This window comes from Nocardioides sp. YJ-D4 (genome assembly GCF_054031495.1).
On sequence record NZ_CM132932.1, the window covers coordinates 1,391,492 to 1,413,458 of the forward strand.

Annotated in this window: 24 protein-coding genes and 1 other RNA gene; 4 read left to right on the top strand and 21 right to left on the bottom strand. The window is 69.3% G+C overall.

The window, feature by feature from the left end:
- Positions 1-7: 7 nt before the first annotated feature.
- On the bottom strand, positions 8-610 hold the full coding sequence (locus ACW14X_RS06665; RefSeq protein WP_457165089.1) for a TetR/AcrR family transcriptional regulator: 603 nt from the start codon (positions 608-610) through the stop codon (positions 8-10).
- 58 nt (positions 611-668) lie between these two features.
- On the opposite strand from ACW14X_RS06665, the gene ACW14X_RS06670 reads away from it, so the two are divergent.
- Entirely contained in the window at positions 669-2,186 is a 1,518-nt protein-coding gene (locus tag ACW14X_RS06670) for a flavin-containing monooxygenase (RefSeq protein ID WP_457165090.1), read from the top strand.
- A gap of 22 nt (positions 2,187-2,208) precedes the next feature.
- Here the strand turns inward: ACW14X_RS06670 and ACW14X_RS06675 are convergent, their stop codons facing one another.
- A complete protein-coding gene (locus ACW14X_RS06675; RefSeq protein ID WP_160024711.1) occupies positions 2,209-2,748 on the bottom strand; it encodes a DUF1697 domain-containing protein in 540 nt (179 codons plus the stop codon).
- Between the two features lie 58 nt (positions 2,749-2,806).
- On the opposite strand from ACW14X_RS06675, the gene ACW14X_RS06680 reads away from it, so the two are divergent.
- The gene (locus ACW14X_RS06680) at positions 2,807-3,310 is read left to right on the top strand and encodes a MarR family winged helix-turn-helix transcriptional regulator (protein WP_457165091.1); all 504 of its coding nucleotides are present in this window, start codon (positions 2,807-2,809) and stop codon (positions 3,308-3,310) included.
- On the opposite strand, the gene ACW14X_RS06685 is transcribed toward ACW14X_RS06680, so the two are convergent.
- The 5 genes from ACW14X_RS06685 to ACW14X_RS06705 all read right to left on the bottom strand — a co-directional run bounded on the left by ACW14X_RS06685 (position 3,307) and on the right by ACW14X_RS06705 (position 7,564).
- Positions 3,307-4,038 (bottom strand): copper homeostasis protein CutC, encoded by a 732-nt coding sequence (locus tag ACW14X_RS06685; RefSeq protein WP_457165092.1) that lies wholly within the window; start codon positions 4,036-4,038, stop codon positions 3,307-3,309. The genes ACW14X_RS06680 and ACW14X_RS06685 overlap by 4 nt on opposite strands.
- A gap of 176 nt (positions 4,039-4,214) precedes the next feature.
- Positions 4,215-5,996: a DEAD/DEAH box helicase gene (locus ACW14X_RS06690; protein WP_160024714.1), complete on the bottom strand. Its 1,782-nt coding sequence runs from the start codon at positions 5,994-5,996 to the stop codon at positions 4,215-4,217.
- A complete protein-coding gene (locus tag ACW14X_RS06695; protein ID WP_160024715.1) occupies positions 5,993-6,271 on the bottom strand; it encodes a DUF3039 domain-containing protein in 279 nt (92 codons plus the stop codon). Before ACW14X_RS06695 ends, ACW14X_RS06690 begins: the two co-directional genes overlap by 4 nt.
- A gap of 21 nt (positions 6,272-6,292) precedes the next feature.
- On the bottom strand, positions 6,293-6,859 hold the full coding sequence (locus tag ACW14X_RS06700) for a YqgE/AlgH family protein (protein ID WP_160024716.1): 567 nt from the start codon (positions 6,857-6,859) through the stop codon (positions 6,293-6,295).
- A gap of 174 nt (positions 6,860-7,033) precedes the next feature.
- Positions 7,034-7,564 carry a hypothetical protein gene (locus tag ACW14X_RS06705; protein WP_457165093.1) on the bottom strand — a complete coding sequence of 177 codons (531 nt, stop codon included), beginning with the start codon at positions 7,562-7,564 and terminating at the stop codon, positions 7,034-7,036.
- Between the two features lie 125 nt (positions 7,565-7,689).
- Here ACW14X_RS06705 and ACW14X_RS06710 point away from each other — a divergent pair, with 125 nt between their 5' ends.
- Positions 7,690-8,379 carry a TetR/AcrR family transcriptional regulator gene (locus ACW14X_RS06710; RefSeq protein ID WP_350664140.1) on the top strand — a complete coding sequence of 230 codons (690 nt, stop codon included), beginning with the start codon at positions 7,690-7,692 and terminating at the stop codon, positions 8,377-8,379.
- 18 nt (positions 8,380-8,397) lie between these two features.
- Here the strand turns inward: ACW14X_RS06710 and ACW14X_RS06715 are convergent, their stop codons facing one another.
- The 13 genes from ACW14X_RS06715 to ftsE form a co-directional block, all read right to left on the bottom strand.
- Positions 8,398-9,438 carry a DUF3048 domain-containing protein gene (locus tag ACW14X_RS06715; RefSeq protein ID WP_160024718.1) on the bottom strand — a complete coding sequence of 347 codons (1,041 nt, stop codon included), beginning with the start codon at positions 9,436-9,438 and terminating at the stop codon, positions 8,398-8,400.
- A gap of 99 nt (positions 9,439-9,537) precedes the next feature.
- Positions 9,538-10,305 carry an SDR family NAD(P)-dependent oxidoreductase gene (locus tag ACW14X_RS06720; RefSeq protein ID WP_160024719.1) on the bottom strand — a complete coding sequence of 256 codons (768 nt, stop codon included), beginning with the start codon at positions 10,303-10,305 and terminating at the stop codon, positions 9,538-9,540.
- A 106-nt stretch (positions 10,306-10,411) separates the two neighbouring features.
- Positions 10,412-11,563, bottom strand: a complete 1,152-nt coding sequence (locus tag ACW14X_RS06725) for a glycerophosphodiester phosphodiesterase (protein WP_457165094.1) — start codon at positions 11,561-11,563, stop codon at positions 10,412-10,414.
- A 76-nt stretch (positions 11,564-11,639) separates the two neighbouring features.
- Complete coding sequence (locus ACW14X_RS06730; protein WP_457165095.1) at positions 11,640-12,551, bottom strand: glycerophosphodiester phosphodiesterase; 912 nt, start codon at positions 12,549-12,551, stop codon at positions 11,640-11,642.
- Positions 12,552-12,666: 115 nt separating this feature from the next.
- Positions 12,667-13,074 carry an HIT family protein gene (locus ACW14X_RS06735; RefSeq protein ID WP_400458657.1) on the bottom strand — a complete coding sequence of 136 codons (408 nt, stop codon included), beginning with the start codon at positions 13,072-13,074 and terminating at the stop codon, positions 12,667-12,669.
- On the bottom strand, positions 13,071-13,898 hold the full coding sequence (locus ACW14X_RS06740; protein ID WP_457165096.1) for a hypothetical protein: 828 nt from the start codon (positions 13,896-13,898) through the stop codon (positions 13,071-13,073). The genes ACW14X_RS06735 and ACW14X_RS06740 overlap by 4 nt, the downstream gene beginning before the upstream one ends.
- 37 nt (positions 13,899-13,935) lie before the next feature.
- Positions 13,936-14,817, bottom strand: coding sequence for a phenylalanine 4-monooxygenase (locus ACW14X_RS06745; protein WP_350716189.1), 882 nt, complete (start codon positions 14,815-14,817; stop codon positions 13,936-13,938).
- Positions 14,818-15,039: 222 nt separating this feature from the next.
- Positions 15,040-15,411: a transfer-messenger RNA gene (gene ssrA, locus ACW14X_RS06750) on the bottom strand.
- A gap of 95 nt (positions 15,412-15,506) precedes the next feature.
- Positions 15,507-15,986 carry an SsrA-binding protein SmpB gene (smpB, locus tag ACW14X_RS06755; RefSeq protein WP_350716188.1) on the bottom strand — a complete coding sequence of 160 codons (480 nt, stop codon included), beginning with the start codon at positions 15,984-15,986 and terminating at the stop codon, positions 15,507-15,509.
- A 52-nt stretch (positions 15,987-16,038) separates the two neighbouring features.
- The gene (locus tag ACW14X_RS06760) at positions 16,039-17,310 is read right to left on the bottom strand and encodes a peptidoglycan DD-metalloendopeptidase family protein (protein WP_457165097.1); all 1,272 of its coding nucleotides are present in this window, start codon (positions 17,308-17,310) and stop codon (positions 16,039-16,041) included.
- A 76-nt stretch (positions 17,311-17,386) separates the two neighbouring features.
- Entirely contained in the window at positions 17,387-18,652 is a 1,266-nt protein-coding gene (locus ACW14X_RS06765) for a murein hydrolase activator EnvC family protein (protein WP_350837307.1), read from the bottom strand.
- Positions 18,653-18,675: 23 nt separating this feature from the next.
- Positions 18,676-19,584 carry a permease-like cell division protein FtsX gene (gene ftsX, locus ACW14X_RS06770; RefSeq protein ID WP_160024728.1) on the bottom strand — a complete coding sequence of 303 codons (909 nt, stop codon included), beginning with the start codon at positions 19,582-19,584 and terminating at the stop codon, positions 18,676-18,678.
- Between the two features lie 84 nt (positions 19,585-19,668).
- Entirely contained in the window at positions 19,669-20,358 is a 690-nt protein-coding gene (ftsE, locus tag ACW14X_RS06775) for a cell division ATP-binding protein FtsE (protein WP_008358693.1), read from the bottom strand.
- 74 nt (positions 20,359-20,432) lie between these two features.
- On the opposite strand from ftsE, the gene ACW14X_RS06780 reads away from it, so the two are divergent.
- Entirely contained in the window at positions 20,433-21,056 is a 624-nt protein-coding gene (locus ACW14X_RS06780) for a hypothetical protein (RefSeq protein WP_350837305.1), read from the top strand.
- Positions 21,057-21,263: 207 nt separating this feature from the next.
- Here the strand turns inward: ACW14X_RS06780 and ACW14X_RS06785 are convergent, their stop codons facing one another.
- On the bottom strand, positions 21,264-21,965 hold the full coding sequence (locus ACW14X_RS06785; protein WP_457165098.1) for an alpha/beta fold hydrolase: 702 nt from the start codon (positions 21,963-21,965) through the stop codon (positions 21,264-21,266).
- Positions 21,966-21,967 lie beyond the last annotated feature (2 nt).

The window sequence follows — 21,967 nt, forward strand, 5'->3', positions numbered from 1 at the left end:
GCGCGGCCTACGACGCAGGCGTCGCGCTCTCCAGCAGCGACCGCAGCAGGTCGACCAGGCTGGTGACCGAGAGGTCGGGGTCGAACGCACGCTGGACACCGAGCCCGATGCCGAGCGAGAGCAGCTGAACAGCGGCGTCCTCGGCCGGCGAGGCCAGGGTGAGGCCGAGGTCGGCGGCCTGCTGCTCGATGAGGCCGGCGATGGTCGCGGTGAGCTCGCGACGCCGGCTGGCGAGCTGCTGGCTCACCTCGGGGACGCGGCGGGTGCTGGTCGCGAACTCGACCTCGAGCGCGGTCCAGCCGACGTCGCCGATGTTGGCCTCCGCCCACGCCGCGAAGGCGTCGATCCTGCCCTCGACGGTGTCGACGCCGCTGACGGCGTCCGCCAACGACTGCGCTCGCTCCCGGTGGATCACGTCGAGCACGGCCAGGCCGAGCTCGTGCTTGGTCGAGAAGTTCGAGTAGACCGCGCCTTTTGAGAAGCCCGCCGTGGTGGCGACCTTGTCGAGCGAGGTCGCGTTGTAGCCATCGGAGAGGAACATCCCGTGCGCGGTGGCGATGAGTCGCTCACGCGTCTGCGCGTGCGACTCCTTGCGCGTGATCCGGCCCACGGGTAGATCTTACCTGCTCGACCTACCGCCGGTATTCAAATACCACTAGTATCCCAACATGAGTCGACGACGCGCACGCACGAGCACCCACCACGAGGTCGTCGTCATCGGCGCCGGCATCTCCGGCATCGCGGCCGCGATCAAGCTGCGCGAGGCGGGCGTCGAGGACGTCGTCATCCTCGAGAAGGCCGACACCTACGGTGGCACCTGGCGGGCCAACACCTATCCGGGGTGCGCGTGCGACGTACCGTCCAACCTCTACTCGTTCTCGTTCGCGCCCAACAGCGACTGGTCCCGGGTCTACGGCAACCAGCCGGAGATCCTCGCGTACATCGAGGGGGTGGCCCGGGATCGCGGCCTCGAGGACATCACCCGGTTCGGGGTCGAGGTCCGCGGCGCGACCTGGAACGCCGAGTCCGCCGGGTGGCGCCTGGACACCAGCGACGGCGAGATCACCACCCGCTTCCTGGTCGCCGCCGCCGGGCCGTGGAACGAGCCGAAGATCCCGGACATGCCCGGTCTGGCCGACTTCCCCGGCGAGGTCTGGCACTCGGCCCGGTGGAGCCACGACGTGGCCCTCGACGGCAAGCGGGTGGCCGTGATCGGCACCGGGGCGTCGGCGGTCCAGTTCGTACCCGAGGTCCAGAAGCAGGTCGCCGACCTGCACCTCTTCCAGCGCACCGCCCACTGGGTGCTGCCCAAGGTCGACCATCCCGTGCCGGACGCGGAGAAGTGGGTCAAGCACCACGTGCCCTTCTTCGAGAAGGCGCTCGGGGCGGTCGAGTACGCCGCCATGGAGGCCGTCGGTATCGCCTTTCGCCGCCCGCAGCCGCTGATGCAGGGCCTGCAGCAGATCGGCCGGGCCTACCTGCGCGCCGTCGTCCGGGACAAGGAGCTCCGGGCGAAGCTGACGCCCGGCTACCTGCTCGGCTGCAAGCGGATCCTCTTCTCCAACAACTACCTCCAGTCGCTGACGAAGCCGAACGTCGAGGTGCACGCCACCGGCGTCGAACGGGTCGAGGGCGCACGCGTGATCGGCACCGACGGCAGCGCGGCGGAGGTCGACGCGATCATCCTCGGCACCGGCTTCCACATCCTCGACATGCCGGTCGCCGACCTGATCCGTGGAGCCGACGGCCGCACGCTCGCCGAGCACTGGGCCGGCTCGCCCGAGGCCTACCAGGGCACCTCGGTCACCGGCTTCCCCAACGCGTTCGTGGTGCTCGGCCCGAGCCTCGGCACCGGTCACGGCTCGGCCTTCGCCGTCGCCGAGTCGCAGGTGGCGATGATCACCGAAGCCATCACGACCGCCCGCGCACAGGGCTGGTCGAAGCTCGACGTCAGGCCAGAGGCCCAGGCCGCGTACGTCGCGGACGTGCAGGCCGCGCTCGCCGGCACCGCCTACAGCGGCGCGTCCTGCCACAGCTACTTCATCGACGCCAACGGTCGCAACAGCTTCTCCTGGCCGTGGTCCACCGGCGAGCTGGTCCGCCGGATCAGCCGCTTCGACCCGGCAGACTTCGAGATCACTCGGCGATCGGTGGTCGAGGCTGCCGAGACCGAGGTTCCCGCCTGACCGGATCGAGGCGCAGCACGGCTCACGCCCACTTGTCGGCGAGCGTACGGATCACGTTGACGTTGCGGTTGGTGCTGATGGCGATGTGGCGCTCGACGACGGCGTTGGTGATCTTCGTCTGATGGAAACCCTCGGTGAGCAGGTGCACGGCGCGGCCGATGACGTAGACCCGCTCGCCCTCCCCCGCCCGGGCGACCAGCGCGTCCCGGGAGCCGGAGTCGGTGAGCTCCTTGCACAGGAACACGAACTGCTTGCCCTCGTGACCCATCCCGACCGCCGCGGCGTCGTTGGCGATCACCTTCAGCTCAGCGGGCGTCACGCAGATCGTCGGCACCTCGAAGAATCGGTCGGCCGCGAAGGCCTCCTCCAGGATCGCCTCCATCTCGGCCCGGTCGCCGACCGGGTGGTCGAAGCGTACGTTGCCCGTGTTGATGTAGGTCTCGACGTCGGTTCCGCCCGCCCTCACCACGGCGGCTGAGATCGCCTGTTTCGGGAATTTCCGGGTCGCACCGAGGTTGATGGCGCGCAGGAACGCGATCCAGGTGTGCCGTTCCGTAGTCATTCTCAGATAGTCTCCACCCGTTCACCGCGCCGCAACCCCCAACTCTGGATTCCGATCGATGCCTTCACAGCAGCTGCTTCCCTCGGAAGCCCCGACCGCCTCGGGCTCCGCCTCGGCGACACCCATGGCCTCGGGCTCCGCTTCGGCGAAGACCCTGGACCTCTCCAGCGACCTCGTCGTCTACGCGGCACGGCTCATGCGCCTGGTCCGCCGAGCGCTCGACCTTCCGGCCAGCGTCCGGGTGCTCACGATCCTCGACGCCATCGGACCGCTGGGCATCACCGACCTGGCCCGCGCCGACGGCTGCTCGCAGCCGACCATGTCGGCCCAGATCGCCCAGCTGGTGGAGACCGGCCTGGTCAGCAAGGAGCCCAACCCCGCGGACGCGCGGGCGAGCCTGGTGACGCTGACCGATGCCGGCCGCGCCGACCTCGCCGACGTACGCGAGCGCATCTCCCACCTCATCGCCGAGCGGCTGGAGTCGCGCCACCGCACCCAGGCCGATCTCGAGGGCGCCGTCGCCGTCCTGCGTGACCTGGTCGAGGGCGACTCCCCCGCCTAGGCCAAGGCGGCGGCCGCTGCGGCGACCACATCGGGATCGGTCACCCAGTGACCGCCGTCGTCGGCGACTCCCAGCGCCACCCCGCGGGTCGTGACGACCCGTCGCTTGGCGGAGAGGTGCACGCCCTCGACACCGAGATCCGCGAGCGCCCTGATGGCGTCCACGGTCACCCCGCCTCCGGCCAGTACGTCCGGTCCGCCGACCGCGACCATCTCGGCGATCTTCGCCGCCCCGGCCGCAGCGGCCGGCGCACCACCTGAGGTCAGCACCCGGTCGACCACGCCGTCCAGTGCCCGGATCGCGGCGACCGGGTCCGCGCTGAGGTCGATCGCCCGGTGGAACGTCACCGTCGCCTCGTACGCAGCGGCAGCACCCGCCAGCTCCCGGACCAGCTCCACGTCGGGCTCCCCGTGCGGGGTGAGCGCGCCGATCACGATCCCGTCGGCTCCCGCCTCCAGGACCGTCTCGACCTCGCGTACCAGGAGCAGCCGCTCCTCGGCGGAGTAACCGAAACCTCCCGGCCGCGGCCGGACGAGCACGTGGACGCCCTGCCAGCCGTCGTCGGCGTCGGTGCCACCGACCGCGTCGAGGACACCCTCGACCAGCCCCTGCGACGGGGTGACGCCTCCGACCTCGAGCGCCGAGCAGAGTTCCACGCGGGTGGCTCCGCCGGCACGAGCGACGACCGCCCCGCCGACCGAGGTCACCGCAATCTCGAGCGCGGTCATCGCGCGGTCCCGACCCGCAGGCGCGGAGCTCCAGTCCTCACGGCAGCCAGTGTGCCCGATCAGCCTCGCCACCACGCCGAGTCGGCTCATTCTGACCAACTCCGAGGTCGAGTCGGCTCGTCATGACGAGCCGACTCGGCGGGAACTTCGGTCAGGACGAGCCGACTCGGCGGCGGCTACGCCGAGCCGCGCGCGGCCCAGTCGCGCAGGGTGTCGATGCGGGCCTTGAGCTGGTCGGCGTTGGCGACCGCGGCCGGCGGGCCGCCGCACTCCTTGCGGAGCCTGTTGTGGGTGACCCCGTGGGGCGTCTTGGTGCGGTGGTGCCAGGCGGCGACCAGGCCGTTGAGCTCGCGACGGAGCACGGCGAGCTGCTCGTGGGCGGCGACCGCGGCGACGGGCTCGTCGGCAGCAACGGGCGCAGAGGCCGACTTCTGCTTGCGGGCCCGGTCGCTCTGCCGCTGCTGGAGCAGGGTCTTCATCTGGTCGGCGTCGAGCAGCCCGGGGATGCCGAGGAAGTCCATCTCCTCCTCGGAGCCGACGTGCACCTCGCCGGAGTGGCCGAACTCGCCGCCGTCGAAGAGCACCCGGTCGAAGCGTGCCTCGGAGCCCATGGCCTCCCAGGCTCCCAGCTCCTCCTCGGAGGCGCCCTCCTCGGCGTTGGCCGCGGCCATCAGCGCGTCCTCGGCGGCGAAGATGTCGTCCTCGCTGGTGACCTTCTTGCCGAGCACGTGGTCGCGCTGCAGCTCCAGCTCGGAGGCGAAGCCGAGTAGGTTCGGGACGGACGGCAGGAAGACGGATGCGGTCTCACCCCGCGTACGAGCACGTACGAAGCGCCCCACCGCCTGCGCGAAGAAGAGCGGCGTCGAGGTGGTGGTCGCGTAGACCCCGACCGCGAGCCGGGGCACGTCGACGCCCTCGGAGACCATCCGGACCGCGACCATCCAGCGGTCGTCGGACTCGGAGAACTTGGCGATCTTCTTCGAGCCGGCCTTCTCGTCGGAGAGCACCACGGTCGCGCTCTGCCCGGTGATGGTCTTCAGCGTCTTGGCGTAGGAGCGCGCCGAATCCTGGTCGGTCGCGATGACCAGCCCGCCCGCGTCCGGGACGTGGCGCCGCACCTCGGTCAGGCGCTTGTCGGCGGCCGCGAGCACGGACGGGATCCACGATCCGGCCGGGTCGAGCGCGGTCCGCAGCGCCTGCGAGGTCAGGTCCTTGGTCAGCGGCTCACCGAGGTGGGCGGCGATCTCGTCGCCGGCCCGGGTGCGCCACTGCATCTGTCCCGAGTAGGCCATGAACAGCACCGGCCGGACGACGTGGTCGCGCAGCGCCTCGGCGTAGCCGTAAGTGTAGTCGGCCGCCGAGCGCGGGATGCCGTCCTCGCCGGGTGCGTAGGTGACGAACGGGATCGGGTTGGTGTCCGAGCGGAACGGCGTTCCGGTCAGCGCCAGCCGCCGCGCGGCCGGCTCGAAGGCCTCCCGGACCCCCTCGCCCCACGAGAGCGCGTCGCCGGCGTGGTGCACCTCGTCGAGGATCACCAGCGTCTTGAACCGCTCGGTGCGGATCCGCATCGCGAGCGGGTTGACCGCCACCCCAGCGTACGTCACCGCGATCCCGACGTAGTCGGCCGAGGTCTTGCCCTGGCCCGCGGAGTAGGTCGGGTCGATCGGGATCCCGGCCCGTGCGGCGGCCTCGGCCCACTGGACCTTGAGGTGCTCGGTGGGGGCGACGATGGTGACCCGGTCGACCAGCCTGCGGCCGAGGAGCTCGGCGGCGACGGTCAGCGCGAAGGTGGTCTTTCCGGCCCCGGGTGTCGCGACGGCGAGGTAGTCACGGGGCTGTTCGGACAGGTACTTGGACAGCGCCTCCTGCTGCCAAGCACGCAGCTTGGGCGCAGTGCCCCACGCGGCCTTGTTGGGCCACGCGGGTGTGAGGGCGCCGGGAAGCTCGGCGCTACTCACTCGTCGTCGCCCTCGCCACCGCTCGGCGGCATCCCCTCGAAGATCTCTTTGCAGTCGGGGCAGACCGGGAACTTGGACCCGTCGCGGCTCGGCACCCACACCTTGCCGCACAGCGCGACCACGGGCGTGCCCATGACCATCGCCTCGGTCAGCTTGTCCTTCTCCACGTAGTGGGAGTAGCGGTCGTGGTCACCCTCCTCGGTGGGGACGTCCTGCTCGCGGATGTCCTCCCGTTCCTTGACGGCTTCTTTCGTGCCGAATCCCAGGATGCCCATGCCCCCAACCTTACTAGCCCGCTAATTCAGTTCGGGGTCGGGCGGTCGCGTGGCGTGGAAGGCCAGCTCACCGGGCTGGCGCCGGAGCACCGCTGCCCACATCGAGCTCACGTCGTCGAGGAAGGAGTCGTACGGCTCGCCGTCGACCACATACCAGGACCCTTCGTCCACCTCGCCCTGGAGCTGAGCCGCGCCCCAGCCGGCGTATCCGGCGAAGATCCGCAGCCGCGACAAGGTGCCGTCGACCAGCTCGACGGGCGTGTCGAGGTCGAGCAGCCCGAGGCGTCCGACGACGGGCCGGAAGCCCAGCGGCGGGTCGTCGGAGTCGACCAGGAGCGCGACCGCGATCGCGGAGTCCTTGCTCACCGGGCCACCCTGGAAGAGGACGTCGGGATCGGCGACGGAGGTCGCCCACGGATGCAGCACCTCGGCGACCGGCACGGGTGAGGGCCGGTTCAGCACCACGCCGAGCGCACCGTCGTCGTTGACCTCGATCAAGAGCACCACGGTGTCGACGAAGTTGGGGTCGCGAAGCTCCGGGGTGGCCACCAGCAGCCGCCCGGCGCGTACGTCCTTCTGCTCCGTCATGACGCCATGATCGCACCACCCCGGTCACGCCACCCGCAACAAGAAACCAACAATGCCCGCTGATCGGGACGAGACAGGAAAGGCCCCGGGGCCGGCACTTAGGGAGGTGCGGAGGGAGTCCGCGGAGGGAGCGCACCGGCGCCCGGGGCCTGGTCAGACGGCCCGTACGCAGCTTCAGGCTGCCGAGCGGACCGCTCGGAGCATGTCGACGAGGCCGGCGAGGGGCCCGCGCTCGACGACTTCGGCGGCCGGTGCGTACTCGGCGCGGGCACGCGCCTCGATCATCGAGCCGAGACGGACGCACTCGGCGTCGGCGAAGGCGCCGCGGCCGGCCATGACCGCGAGGGTCAGGTGCTCCTTGGTCTGCGCCTTGGCCAGCGCGGTGGCCATCGCCTCGTCGACCGGAAGGGCGTGGTAGCGGTCCAGGACCGCGCGGATGCCGGGCAGGTCGTCGGCAGCACCGTGCCAGGCCCGGACGACGGCGTCCTCGAGGTCCATCGGCTGGTTGGCGAGCTCGGACTCGATGCGGCCAGAAAGGCGCGTGTGCCAGCGCAGCTGCAGGGCGGCGAGCAGGTCGAGCTCGTCGGTGAAGGTTTCGGTGACGCCGGGAAGATCCATGGGCAGCAGACCGTCTCGACGCTCGTCGATGACGGTGACCACGCCGCGGAGGATCTCCCCGCGCTTGTGATGGCTGGTCCAGCTCATTTGTCGGCTCCTTGCGGAAGGTGAGCACTCACATACCGTGAGTACGTACCTATAGTATTGGACATACTGACGGTATGGCCAACACCTGGGACGGTGATTCCGAACACGGCCGTTAGAGTGGACGGGTGGCAAAGTCGTCCGTGAGCAAGCTCGTCCCCAAGGTTCCTCCGCTTCCGTCGGTGCCGGGGATGTCACGGAGGCAGCAGTTCTCCGCCTCGACCAAGAAGACGCTCGTCGAGGTCGCCGAGCGGCTCTTCACCGAGCACGGCTACGCGAGCACCTCGCTGGACGCCATCGTGGCCGGGGCCGAGGTCACCAAGGGTGCGCTCTACCACCACTTCAGCGGCAAGCAGGCGCTCTACGAGGTCGTCTTCGAGAAGGTCGAGGCCGCCACCGCGCAGAGCATCGACGCCGCCATGCGCGAGACGAAGGACCCCTGGGAGCAGGCCCGGGCCGGGCTGCGTACGTTCCTGGAGGCCGTCCAGCAGCCCACCTACCGCCGCATCGTCGTGCAGGAGGGTCCGGCCGTCCTGGGCTACCAGCGCTACCGCGAGCAGGAGGAGCGCTCCACCTTCACCGTCGTCGAGGACATCGTCGCCGCCGTCCTTCGGGCCGGTGACCGGACCGTCGACGACGAGATGGTGGCGACCTTCGCCCGGCTCTTCTTCGGGGCGATGTCGGCGGCCGGCGAGTCCGTCACCGAGGCCAGCGATCCCGAGGACGCGGCCGAGCGCATCGAGCTGGCCGTGACCTACCTGCTGACCGGGGTCCAGACCCTGGCGAAGCAGGGCGTCAAGGTCGAGGACATGCGCTGAGAGCCCGATCTCTGGGCACTACTTGACGATCACGCCACCAGGCTCGACCTGACCGTTGCCCTTCGGGATCAGATCCAGCCAGACCTTGCCCGGAGGGATCTCGATCGCGGCGCCGCTGGCGTCGGTGAACGTCACCGCACCCTTCTCGCCCTTCTTCACCCAGGTCGCCTCGACGATCTGGCCGGCGCGCATGATCCACGCCTTGCCCCGGCCGGTGAAGTGGGAGACCGGCACGATCGCGCCGCCCGGGTCCTTGTAGGGGGCGATGGTGGTCTTGGTCTGCGCGACCACGACGGTGTCGGCGAGGAACTGGCCGCTCTTGGACATGTAGTTGTTCTGCAGGCGGTACTTGCCGCCCTTGAAGACCCAGTTGTCCGTGCGCGCCTGGGAGAACTTCACGTCGACTGCCTTGGCGGGCTTGCCACCGGCCAGCTTGGTGGTCGCGTCGCCCCAGGGCATGAAGTCGCCGGGCCGCTTCGCCTTGCCGTCCTTCGCGGCCGCGTTGCCGGCCTTCGCGACCTTGCCGACCACGCTGTGCAGGAAGTCGTGGGGCTTGCTGGTGTCACGTACGACGTAGGGGGTGGACATGTCGATCCACGAGATGTCGTGCTTCTTCAGCTGCGCGAAGGTGTACGGCGCCGCGCCGCTGGTCATGATCTTGGCGTTGATCGGCGCGGCAATACCCGCGTCGGTCGCCCGCATCGAACGGACCGGACCGGCCTCCTTGGGAAGCTGGGAGTAGTACGCGACGGCCAGCCGGGTCACACCACCCTCGACCAGCTCCTGGACGACCATGTCGGCCTTGGCGAGACCGTACTGCGGGTCGCTGGCCGCGGTGTTGTCGATCTTGACGATGTAGGCGGGGTGCTTGCGTGCGGCGGTCTGCCCCTCGGGGAGCTCGACGCCCGTCAGCGGCTCGTGGTCGGGCTCAGCGGGCGCGGACGGCGACGGCTTCGCCTCCGTGGGCTCCTCAGAGGACCCACAGCCGGTCAGGACCAGACCCGCAGCGGTCAGCGTCGCCGCTGCTCGCAGGAGGAACCCCGGGCGGGACGTACGCATCATCAATCTCCATCTGAATCGGCTCAGTACCAAGACGAGTGACAGACGGTAATCGTTGCGGTCAACGGGCTCGCGCCCGGGGTTCCTTCTTCGGAGGACTCAGGCGACGGTGGCGCCACCGTCGACGTAGAGGGTCTGGCCGGTGATGTAGGACGCCTCGTCGCTGGCCAGGAAGGCCGCGGCGGCGGCGATGTCGGCGGGCTCGCCGACGCGCTTGACCGGGTTGGCGTCGGCCGAGAGCTTGCGGAACTCGTCCACGTCGAGGCCGAGGCGGGCAGCGGTCTGGTCGGTCATCTCGGTGGCGATGAACCCCGGCGCGATGGCGTTCACGTTGACGCCGAACGGACCGAGCTCGAGCGCGAGGGTGCGGGTGAAGCCCTGCACGCCGGCCTTGGCCGCGGAGTAGTTGGCCTGGCCACGGTTGCCGGTGGCCGAGGTGGAGGAGACGTTGATGATCTTGCCGTACTTCTGCTTCACGAAGACCGCCTGCGCGGCCTTGCTCATCAGGAAGTGGCCCTTGAGGTGGACGTTCATGACCAGGTCCCAGTCGTCCTCGGTCATCTTGAAGAGCAGGTTGTCGCGGGTGATGCCGGCGTTGTTCATCAGGATGTGCAGACCGCCGAGCTCCTCGACGACGCGCGCGACCGCGGCCTCGGTGTCTTCGGCCTTGGCGACGTTGGCGCCGATGCCGACCGACTTGGCGCCTTCGGCGAGCGGAAGCTTGGCGGCAGCCTCAGCGGCGGCGGCCTCGTCGAGGTCGATGATCGCGACCGAGGCACCCTCCTCGGCGAAACGCGTGGCGACTCCGAAACCGATCCCGCGCGCTGCACCGGTGATGACTGCGACGCGTCCGTCGAAACGACCCATGACTCAAACTCCTTTGGTTGTGACCAGGCCCACGAACACGTGCGGCCCCCGCCGACAATAGCGAGGGCCGTACGTCATGTCGCGAGGTGTCTACTGATTGGTAGCTCTACTGGTTCGCCAGCCAAGCGTCGCGCGCGGCCACGCCCAGGTCGGGGTGGTCGGTGAAGAACGCGTCCACACCGGCGTCGAGGTAGGGACCGACCTCGCAGCCGAGATCGCCGATCGCGATCGGGTCGGTGCCGACGCGGCACTCGGTCGGGAGGTACTTGTTCTCGGCGCGCATGGTCCAGATGACGGTCGGCAGCCCGACGCGCTCGGCGCGGTCGGCGAGGTCGGTGGCCTCACCCAGGGTGCCGTCCGCGTCGCGCGGGATGAAGTAGAACTTGTACGGCGCCACCTGGTCGGCGTACCGCTTGATGCCGCGCAGACCCTTGTCGGTGACCAGGTAGTCGTTGGTCACGCCGGTGCCTGCCACCACCTGGTCGTAGGGCGCACCGCCGAAGTCGATCAGCTGCACCAGCTTGGTGTCGACCATGCGGTTGAGGTCCTTGAGGTTGCTGACCTCGAAGGACTGGATGACCGCCGCGGCGCGCTTGCCGCCGAGGCCGTGGCGCTTGAGGCTCTTCACGAGCGGCTCCTCCAGCGAGAGACCGATGGAGTCGAAGTACGTCGGGTGCTTGGTCTCCGGCGCGACGCCGATGGTGCGGCCGGTCTCGGCCTCCTTGGCGTCGACCAGGTCGAGCACCTCGTCGAGGGTCGGCACCTCGTAGAGGCCGTTGTACGCGGTGTTGGCCGGACGGTCGCCCGGGATGCGCTCCTTGGCGCGCAGCGTCTTGAGCTCGGCGAGGGTGAAGTCCTCGGTGAACCAGCCGGTCAGCGCGTTGCCGTCGATGGTCTTGGTGGTCTTCCGAGCCGCGAACTCGGGGTGGTCGGCGACGTCGGTCGTGCCGGAGATCTCGTTCTCGTGGCGGGCGACGAGCACGCCGTCCTTGGTCGAGACCACGTCGGGCTCGATGAAGTCGGCACCCTGCTGGATGGCCAGGTCGTACGCCGCCAGGGTGTGCTCGGGCCGGTAGCCGGAGGCACCGCGGTGACCGAAGACGATCGGGTCGGCCTGCTTGTGCTTGGCCGCCTGGGCGGCGGTCGTGGTGGTGGCCGTCGCGGAGGCGGGGTGCGAGACCAGAACGGTCCCGGCGGCGAGCGCCGCGACGGCGGCAAGCGCGAGAGTACGCATGCGAGTGGGGTTCAGCGTGATCATGCCCAGATCACACCGGCCCCGGGAGTCGCTGGGGCCGGTGTGCGGTGAACGCGGCGTGACGATCTGCCGAAGCGACTCAGGCGGCATCGCCCAAGTCTAGGGACGGCGTACGCCGCCCGGCGATCACTTCACGGAGCACGTCGGGGTTGTTGGTGATGATGCCGTCGACACCGCGGTCCAGGACGGCGCTCATGGTCGCGGCGTCGTTGACCGTCCAGGAGTGGATGTGCATCCCGAGCGCGTGTACCCGGGCGACGTAGCCCGCGTCGAAGGAGCCGAAGTGCGGGTTGATCTGGTCGGCCCAGGTGTAGCTGTCCAGGTCGGCGTAGGCGGGAGTGCCGAGCAGGCCGACCGGCACCTCGGGCTGGATGCCCTTGTAGGTCTTCATCGAGCCGAAGTCGAAGCTCTGCACCGCGAGACGGCCGGCGGCGACCGCGGAGTCGATGTAGCCCGGGAACGAGTCGAACTCGGCCGCGACCTTCTTCTCGATCCCCGGGTAGAGCGCCGGCGACTTGAGCTCCATCAGGATCCCGGACCGTGTCGGCCGCACCTGCTCGACCATCTCCTTCAGCGTCGGCACCGGCTCGCCGGCGTACTCCTCGCTGAACCAGGAGCCGGCGTCCAGCGTCTTGATCTCGGCGAGGGTGAAGTCCTTGACGTTCCACGGCGAGCGGCCGGGGAAGCGCTGCTCGACGTCGGTGGTGCGTGACAGGGTGGTGTCGTGCATCAGCACGAGCTCGCCGTCCTTGGTGGCCTGCACGTCCGACTCGATCCAGTCGGCCCGCTGCTCGATGCCGACGGCGAAGGCCGCGAGGGTGTTCTCCGGGGCGTACGCGCTCGCCCCGCGGTGGGCGGTGACGGTGATGTCGTCGGCCCGGTTGGCCTCGACGGCGTTGACCGCCACCGGAACGATCATCGTGCCTGCTGCCAGCGCGACGCCGGCCAGTGTTGAGGTGAAGGTCTTGGACGCGACGGACGACAGCGACATTGCGCACTCCCGGGATCAGTGGACAACAACTGATCTCGAGTGAATCGGCCCTCCCCGACCTCGCCCCGACGCCTCGATGGCCGAAGCCGTACGCCTCGGTGAACTCAGCCCGGAGTCAGCCCAGCACGGCGCGCAGCCGGTCGGCGTATTCCTTCTGCTCGCCGGCGGCGTACTTGTGGCGGGGCCAGAAGAAGCCCTTGAGGCCGTCGCCGCGGGTGCGCGGGACGACGTGCAGGTGGAGGTGTGGGACGGACTGACTGACCACGTTGTTGACCGCGACGAAGCTGCCCTGGGCGCCGAGTCCGTCCACGACCGCTGCGGCCAGGCGCTGGGCGTTGGCGACGAAGCGTTCGTGCAGGTCAGGAGGGAGATCGAGGAGTGTGGCGAGATGCTGCCTCGGCACCATCAGGATGTGGCCCTTCTGCACCGGTCGATGGTCGAGGAAGGCCAGGAAGCCCTCGTCCTCGAAGACGACCTCGGCCGCGAGGTCACCGGCGACGACGTCGCAGAAGACGCAGCTCACGATTCGTCTCCCCACGACAAGGTCGCGACCACGAGGTCGACGGTCGGCAGGGCCAGGTCGGCGAGGTCGGGGTGCGGGAAGGAGTAGATCAGCCGCGACTCGTAGAGCCGGTCGGGCGAGGCCACCCACCGCTCCCCCACCGTCGTCGTCTCGGCCTGCAGCGGGTGCCGCACCATGCCGAACGGGGCGGGCCGGCTCAACGCGACCGCCAGCCCGGCCGGGCGCCGCCCGACTCGCTGCAGCCAGAAGGCCAGGAACGCCGCGCCCTGCTCGACGGCCGCGTCCTTGGCGGCGGCCATCCACTGTGCCCAGTCGGGCTGCTCGACCCTGGACCGCTGCACCTTCGGGAGGACCTTGGCGGCCAGGTCGGCGAGCTGGTAGTCGCGTACGTCCTCGTCGGACATGTCCACGACGTACCACTCCTGCGCCTTCGGCAGCCGCAGGTCGACGTGCGGCTTGGGACCGATCGCCTTGAGCACGTCCTTGATCCCCGCCCGGTACCGGTTCGGCCCGGCCGGGTCGAAGGTGACGTACGCGATCTCCTCGATGTTGGCGGTGAGGAACTCCCGCAGCCCGTCGGCGGTGCGCAGCTGCGCCCGCCGGCGGGTGTCCTCGGCCAGGAAGGTCTCCAGCGCCGCCTGGGAGGAGAAGAGCATCGCCTCGTACGGTGGCCGGTTGCCGCGATCCCCGGGAAAGACCCTGATCCGAGCCTCGTCGAGCTGGGGAACGACAACCTGCCCCGTACGCAGCGCGGCACCGACCGCGTCGGCGTCGGCGGCGGCGAGCGCCGCCTCCAGCGCGCGGTTACGGTAGCCGTCGATCATCATCCGAGGCTAACGCCTCGGAACCGGTCGAAACGGTCTAGACGGCACCGAGACGCTGTGGCGTGTCGTCGTCGCAGGTCGCGAAGAAGTTGCCGACCTCATCGACCATGTGGCTGAACGACTCCGCCGCGAAGAGCACCGGCTGGTAGTGGGTGATGTCGTAGTCGACCGTCGCCATCTGGGCGAAGTCGAGCGGACGTACCTCCACCTCGTGCATCTCCTCGATCTCGCCGTAGGAGGAGAGCAGCCCGGCCCCGTAGGCCTTGATGTCACCGTCCTCGTACAGCACGCCGAACTCGATGGTGAACCAGAAGACGTCGGCGACGACCTGGAGCGCCTCCCTGGTCTGGACACGACGCGCGGCGGCGCCGGCCAGGCGCTTGACCTCGGCGACCTGAGGATCGGCGAGGAGGTTCCCATGGCCGATCACCTCGTGGATGATGTCGGGCTCCGGGGTGTAGAGCGGCACGGCGTGGTGACGCAGATACTGCGTCGAGTGGAACTGCCCGTCGGCCAGGCTCCCGTAGAACTCCTCCAGCGGGACGATCCCCGCGGCCGGGACGTACTCGAAGCCGGTCAGCGGCTTCAGGCCGGCGCTGACCTCGTCGAGCTGTGGCACCCGATCCTGCGGGAGGTTGAGGGCCTCCACGGCCGCGATGTAGTTGCGGCAGGCGTACTTCGCGTGCAGCGGCGCGATCTCACGGCACACCGTGCGCCAGATCTCGTTCTCCGTGTCTGTGTAGTCGATCCGGGGCACCGGCTGCCCCGGCTTCCAACCGAGCGCCGCGCCAGCGATCTCGCTGCGTCGTGCCCGGTAGTCCTGGTCCGCGAACCCGGGGTGATTGTCCCCCAGATGCACCTCGACCTGCCCATCCTCGCCCACGGTGACGGGTGAGTAGAGCTGTCCTTCCTCGAACATCCTTACCTCCATGTGACGTACGCCTCACAACCCTATCGCGCACGCAAGAGAAGTCATCTCGCCAGGGAGGTGAACAACAGGAAGTCTTCCGCCCACCGAAACATCAGCCACACGGAACTAAGGGGGTGCGGGTGGCGAAGCCCCCGCCGCGACGCGAAGCGTCGCCTGAAAATGACAAACCGACGTGGCCCTCCGAATGGAGGGCACACGTCGGCCAAAGGTTTGTGGAGCTGCGGGGAATCGAACCCCGGTCCTCGAGCGCCGTGCCAGGTCTTCTCCGGGTGCAGTCTGTGGGTGGCGTTCTCTCATCCCCGGGGCTCGACGCAGACACGTCCCCGACAGGCTCAGCCGACTAGATGTCCCTCATGCCCCGTCGGCATGTGCATGAGGTGGAGTCTCCTAGATGACGCCTGGATCCGAGCCGGAGACGGATACTCGGTCAGACGCTTCGATCACCGCGTCAGGCGGCGAGAGCGAAGGAACTGCGCTTAGCGTTGGCAGTTATTGGTTTCCAGCGATCGTTTACGAGATGACGCTGGCTCCTCGACCCGCTTCCCCTGGGAGCAACGTCCCAAGTCGAAACCGATCAGCCCCTTTTGATTTGTCAATGCCCGTTGTGCAGGCAGTAAGAGAACACTACAGCCCCCCGCCAGCATTCCCCACTCGGTTATTCGCCGGCGGAAAACCCGTCAGCCCTTCATCCCCTTGAGCTTCCGGCCGACCTCGACCTCGGCCTCCCGCTTGGCCGTACGCTCGGCGATGGTGTTGCGCTTGTCCCACGACTTCTTGCCCTTGGCGACGCCGATCTCGACCTTGGCGCGACCGTTGAGGAAGTAGAGGGCGAGGGGGACGACGGTGAGGCCCTTCTCGGAGACCTTGCGCTCGATCTTGTCGATCTCGGCACGGTGCAGGAGGAGCTTGCGCTTGCGGCGCGCGGAGTGGTTGGTCCAGGTGCCGTTGAGGTATTCGGGGATGTGGATCCCGTGGATCCAGGCCTCGCCACGGTCGATGTCGACGAAGCCGTCGACCAGGGAGGCGCGACCCTCACGCAGCGACTTCACCTCGGTGCCCTGCAGGACCATGCCGGCCTCGTAGGTGTCCTCGATGTGGTAGTCGTGTCGCGCCTTCTTGTTCTGCGCGATCATCTTGCGCCCCTGCTCCTTCGCCATTCCTCCATTCTCTCAGGCGCAGGGTCATGACCGCGAAACGTTTAGGGACGAGTCACAGACCCAGCAGCGGCATCGGGTCGATGATCTCGCCGTCCCGGAGGATCATGAAGTGCAGATGGCATCCGGTGGACCAGCCGGTCGTCCCGGCGAGCCCGATGACATCGCCGCGCGCGACCGTGTCGTCGACAGCGCTCCGGTACGCCTCGAGATGGTTGTAGACGGCCGTGTAGGAGTGCCCGTTGATGTTGCCGAGGAACAGGTGCAGTCGGTTTCCGTACGCGTCGTTCCACTCCTGCGCGATGACCGTGCCCGACTCGGCAGCCCGCAGGGGCGTTCCGCAGGGGGCGTGCAGGTCGACGCCGTCGTGCAGCTTGTACTCCCCCGTGGTCGGGTGAGTGCGCATCCCGTAGGGCGAGGTGACGTAGGAGTCCGCGACGGGCATCGCCAACATGCCCACGAGCGTGTCGACGGTCCGGTTCTGCGCGCCCTCGGCGAGCGCGGCGATCTTCTCCTTGAGCGCCGCATCCTGCTTCTCGAGCTCGGCGAGGACCTTGCGGTCCTCCTCGGCGAGCTCGGCGGCCTTCGTCCTGGCCGCCGCGGTCCGCGTCACCAGGGCCGAGATCTCGTCGCGGGCCTCGGCCGCGCGGGCTCGGAGCCGCTTGACCTCGGCGACCTTCCTGGCGGCAGTCCTCTCGGTCGCCGCCACCGCCGCGGTGGCCCGGCGCTGGCCGCGTTCGCGACGGGCAACCAGGCGCTCCCCGGCCTGCAGCCGCTCCAGCGTGCTGGCCTTCGAGGAGGTCACCGCGTCGGTGTAGTTGCGCCGCCGCATCAGCTCCTCCAGCGTCGCGCCCTCGAGCAGCGCCGAGAACTCCTGGAGCCGCGGGTCGCCGACGGCGGTGAACTCCTCCAGGATCGTGTCGCGCAGGTCGTCCTGGGACGCGGCCGCCCGTTTCCGCGCGGTGCGCAGGTCCGTACGCGCAGCCTCGAGCACGGCTCGCTGCCGCTCCAGGGACGCCTCGGCACGGCGGTGCTCACGGGCGGCCGCCCGCAGGCGTACGTCGATCTTCTCGAGCCGGGACCGGGCGCCGGCCAGCTTCTTCTGGGCGGCGGCCAGGGCCCTGGTGGCCCGCTGCAGAGCGTCGCTGGAGTGCTCGACGGCGTGCTGGGCCGCCTCCTTCTCCTTCTCGATCTGCTCCTGCTGGTCCTCGAGCGAGTCGTCGGCTCGGGCGAGCGGGGTGATCAGCGTCCCGGCGAGCACGCAGCCGATGAGCAGCGCGAGCAGGGGACGGCTCAGACGGATGGCGCCGAGTCGCGCGGGGTGCACAGCATTGCCTCCGGTGGCAGTGGGGGATGACCGGACGAGCAGGTGACGATACCCCCCAGGGCTCAGCCGCCAGAGTTCAGCCCAGCAGTGGTGCCGGGTCCACCGGAGTGCCGTCGCGCAGGATCGTGAAGTGCAGGTGGCAGCCCGTGGACCAGCCGGTGGTCCCTGCGTACGCCACGGTCTCACCGCGTCCGACGGACCCTGAGGTCCTCGCGTAGCTCGAGATGTGGTTGTAGACGGCGGTGTAGGAGTGCCCGTTGACCTTGCCGAGATACAGGTGCAGGCGGTTGCCCCACACGCTGGAGTACGAGGTCGAGATAATCTGCCCCGAGTCGACGGCGAGCAGCGGGCGGCCACAGGGCGCGGAGAAGTCGGTGCCGTTGTGCAGCGAGACGTAGCCGTAGATCGGGTGCTTGCGGATGCCGTAGGGCGAGGTGACGTAGGTGTCGGTCACCGGCGGCCCGAAGAGCCCGCCGACCGACCCGACGTTGCGGTCGGAGCCGGAGCTCGCCGAGGCGAGCGACCGGATCTTCGTACGCAGCGCCGACTCCTCGGCCTCGAGCTTGCGCAGCTCGGCGGCGTCCGCCGCCCGGGCCGCCTCGGCCGACTGCTTCGCGGTGGCCGCCTGGTCGGCGAGCGTGGACATCTCGGCGTGGGCGGCGGCGGCCTGGTCCCGGAGCGAGTCGACCTCGGCGACCAGCTGCCGGGCCTCCTTCTCCTTGGCCGCGATGGCGTCGGTCGCCTCCTGCACCTCGCCCTCGCGGACGACGAGCATGGTCTCGGTCGCCTCCATCCGCTGGAGGGTGGCGTCCTGCCCCGCGGAAGCCGCGTCGACGTACGTCTGCTGGCGCATCAGGTCCTCGAGGGAGCCTCCGGAGAGCAGCGCCGCCGCCTGGGCGAGCCGCGGGTCTCCCCCGGTGAACCGGGTCAGGATCGCGTCGCGCATCTCCTCGCGCTGAACCTTCACCTCGGCCTGGCCCTCGGCGAGCTCCCGCTTCGCCTCGGCGAGCAGCAGCTTCTGCTCGGCGAGCTCGGCCTCGAGCTTGGTGTGCGCGGCCTGCACCTCGACCAGCTTGGCGTTGAGCTCGTCGAGGCGGGTCTGGGCCTGGTCGAGCTTCTTCCGGGCCGCGGCGTACGTCGCCGACGCCTTGCGCAGGCCGGCGCTGGAGTGCTCGAGATCCTCGGCGGCGGCCTTCTGGTCCTGCTGGACCTCGCGCTGCTCCTGCTCGAGGCGGTCCTTCTCGTCGGCGGAGGAGGGAAGGGTGGGCGAGAGCAGCACGGCGGCCACCACGGCGCAACTGAGCACAGCGGCGAGCGAACCGGCACGGGGGAAGACGTGCACGGCTCGACGGTAGGGGATCCGGGTCAGACCTTGATGTATTTGCGGGTGAGCAGGAGTGTCGGGACCAGCGTGAGCAGGATGCCGAGGATCGCGACGATCGCGAAGGAGCTGAAGAACTCCTCCCAGCCGACCCACTGGGTCACCGCGGTGGACGAGAGCCGCTGCTCGACGCCGAAGTACATCACCGCGGCCAGCGCGATCCCGGACAGTCCGATCCCGACCAGGGCCACCACGAGCGACTCCAGGAGGAACGGCAGCGCGATGTAGAGGGTCGAGGCACCGACCAGTCGCATGATCCCGATCTCACGACGGCGGGCGAAGGCCGCCAGCCGGATGGTGTTGGCGACCAGCAGCAGCGCCGCGATGACCAGCACGATCGCGCCGACCAGCGCCGCGCTCTGCAGCCCGTCGACGGCGGCGAGGATGGGCCCGGTGACCTCGTGGACGTCACCGACGTGGTCGATGCCGTCCAGGCCGGCGACTGCCTCGATGATCTCGGCGGAGTGGTGCGGGTCGGTCATCGTGACCCAGTAGGACTCCCACATGTCGCTGGACTTGACCACCGGGTCGGGACCGCTGACGCCTTCGACGTCGAGAGCCTGCAGCCGCTCGTAGGCCTGCTCCTGGCTCTCCTCCTCGATCTTGTCGACGTACCTGTTGTCCTCGAGGGCGTCGGTGATGACCTTCTTCTGGCTGTCGTCGACGGCACCCGCGCACTGCGGGTTGCGGTCGTTGGCGCCGTTGCACATGTAGAACGTGATCTGCAGCTCGTCGCCCCAGACCTCCTCGGTCAGCTGGGCCTGCTCACGCAGCAGCAGGCCGACGCCGGCGAGGGTGAGCGAGACGAGCAGCGTCAGGGCCACCGCGACGTGCATCGACAGGTTGCGGCGTAGCCCCTGGCGGAGCTCGGTGAATACATAGCGCAGCTGCATGGCGGGTCGAGGAACCTTTTCTGGGTTGTGGGACCTGGTCGAGAACGAGGGTCAGCTCAGAGCTGAAGCCTCAGAGCTGGCGCCTCAGAACTGGGCACCGTAGCCGCCCTGGACCTGGTCGCGTACGAGGTGGCCGTGCTCGAGCTCGATGACGCGCTTGCGCATCTGGTCGACCATCTGGACGTCGTGGGTCGCCATCACGATCGTGGTGCCGGACCGGTTGATGCGGTCGAGCAGGCGCATGATGCCGACGGTGTTGCCGGGGTCGAGGTTTCCGGTCGGTTCATCGGCGATCAGGATCATCGGCCGGTTGATGAACGCGCGGGCGACGGCCACGCGCTGCTGCTCACCACCGGAGAGCTCGTCGGGCATCCGGTCGCCCTTGCCGTCGAGGCCGACCAGCTCGAGCGTCTCCGGGACGCGCTCCCGGATCTCGCGGTTGGAGTGACCGGTCACCTGCATCGCGAAGGCGACGTTCTCGGCGACGTTCTTGTTGGCCAGGAGGCGGAAGTCCTGGAAGATCGTGCCGACCTGGCGGCGCAGCCGCGGCACCTTCCAGCCGGCGAGCCGATTGATCTCCTTGCCGGCGACGTAGACCCGACCGGTGGTCGGGCGCTGCTCGCGCAGCATCAGCTTGAGCGCCGTCGACTTCCCCGAGCCGGATTGGCCCACGAGGAAGACGAACTCCCCCTTCTGGATGTCGATCGAAAGGCTGTTGAGGGCGGGGCGCGCCTGCCCTGGGTAGGCCTTGCTGACCTTCTCGAAGCGGATCACCGCACCGAGGGTAGTGCAACGGTGGTGGGCTCAGCACTTCGGCTCGGACATACCTGCCCCTGTACTCTGACGGCGTGCGCTCTGCAGTCCGGATCCTCATCGGTGCCGTAGTCCTCACCGCGATCGCGGTCGGGGTCGGCGTACTCACCCTGAAAGACGACGAGCCCGAGGTCCCCGAGGTGAAGGGCGACCTGAGCACCACGGACACCACCACGATGCACGTACGCCGCGGCGCGTTCTGCGACCGCGTCCCGACCGAGGACGCGACCGAGGCGCTCGGCGGCGCCGCCGCCGAGAAGAAGGCCTACGGCGACGGCGACCAGACCGCCATCTCGGGCCAGGTCAACGATGTCGCGCAGGAGTACGGCTGCATCTGGACCGGGCCGGAGGACTCGGCCACCTCGGCGCGGGCCTGGGTCTTCGCGCCGCCGGTCACCCTGGACTGGGCCACGCAGATGACCAAGAGCGTGCCCAAGGGCTGCAAGGCCGCGTCGACCCCTGCGTACGGGAAGCCGTCGGTCGCCCTCACCTGCACCGACGCGAAGAAGCAGACGAAGGTGGTCCACCGCGGCCTCTTCGGCGACGCCTGGCTCTCCTGCGAGCTCACCGGCAAGGCCGGCGAGGCGCCCGCGACGGTCCAGAAGCGCGCCTCCCGCTGGTGCCTGGTGACCCTCACCGCGGCCGCCGCCGACGCCTGAGGTTCTCGATCGAGGCCCGGTCCCGGCGCGTCGTTTGCGCCGACCCAAAGTCGAGTGCTTTAATCGACTTAGTCGCTCGGGCCGGGTAGGCACCTCACCGGGCGGCGCGCGCCGCCGCGGGCACTGAGTCAGAGCAGAGCCGGCTGGCGAGAGCGGGTGGGGTCCTTAGGGATGGGGATCCCACCCGCGACGCAGTACGGGTCGGATTCAGGACCGCGACGCGAGCCAGGCCAGGACGGTGTCGGCGAACTCGGCGGGCTGATTGCGGTGCACGAAGTGACCGACGTCGAAGTGGACGAGGTCGGCCTGCGGGATCCGCTGGGCGACCTTCTCCAGATCCGACTGCGGGATGTGGCTGTTGCCGCCACCGGCCACGAGCAGGGTCGGCATGGGCAGCAGCTCGAGCTGCTCCCACATCCACGCGTCGTACATCGTCGCCTCGACCAGCAGGGACGCGATGCACTCCCAGTCGTGGGGCATCGGCCGTGCCGGGCGCCCGGGCGACCTGCGCTGGCGCGGCGCGGGTGGCACCACGTCCTCGATGATCAGCCGGGAGACCAGGTCGGGCCGGTGCATCGCGACCAGGAGGGCGACGTTGCCGCCGGTCGAGTGCCCGACGACCACGGCGCCCGAGATCCCGAGCGCGTCCATCGCCACGATGACGTCGTCGGCGATGAGCCGGTGGGAGTACTCCGAGGCCCAATCCGAGTCCCCGTGTCCACGCATGTCGAAGGCATGCACCCGGTGGGCATCGGCGAACGGCGGCACCACACCCTGCCACCGTTTCGCACTGCCACCGAGCTCGTGCAACAGCACCATCGGCACCCCGTCCTCAGGGCCGTAGGCGTCAAAGACGTACGCCGCGCCTCGGCCTGGGAGTGGAAGCCTGGTGCGCGTCAGCGCAACCATCA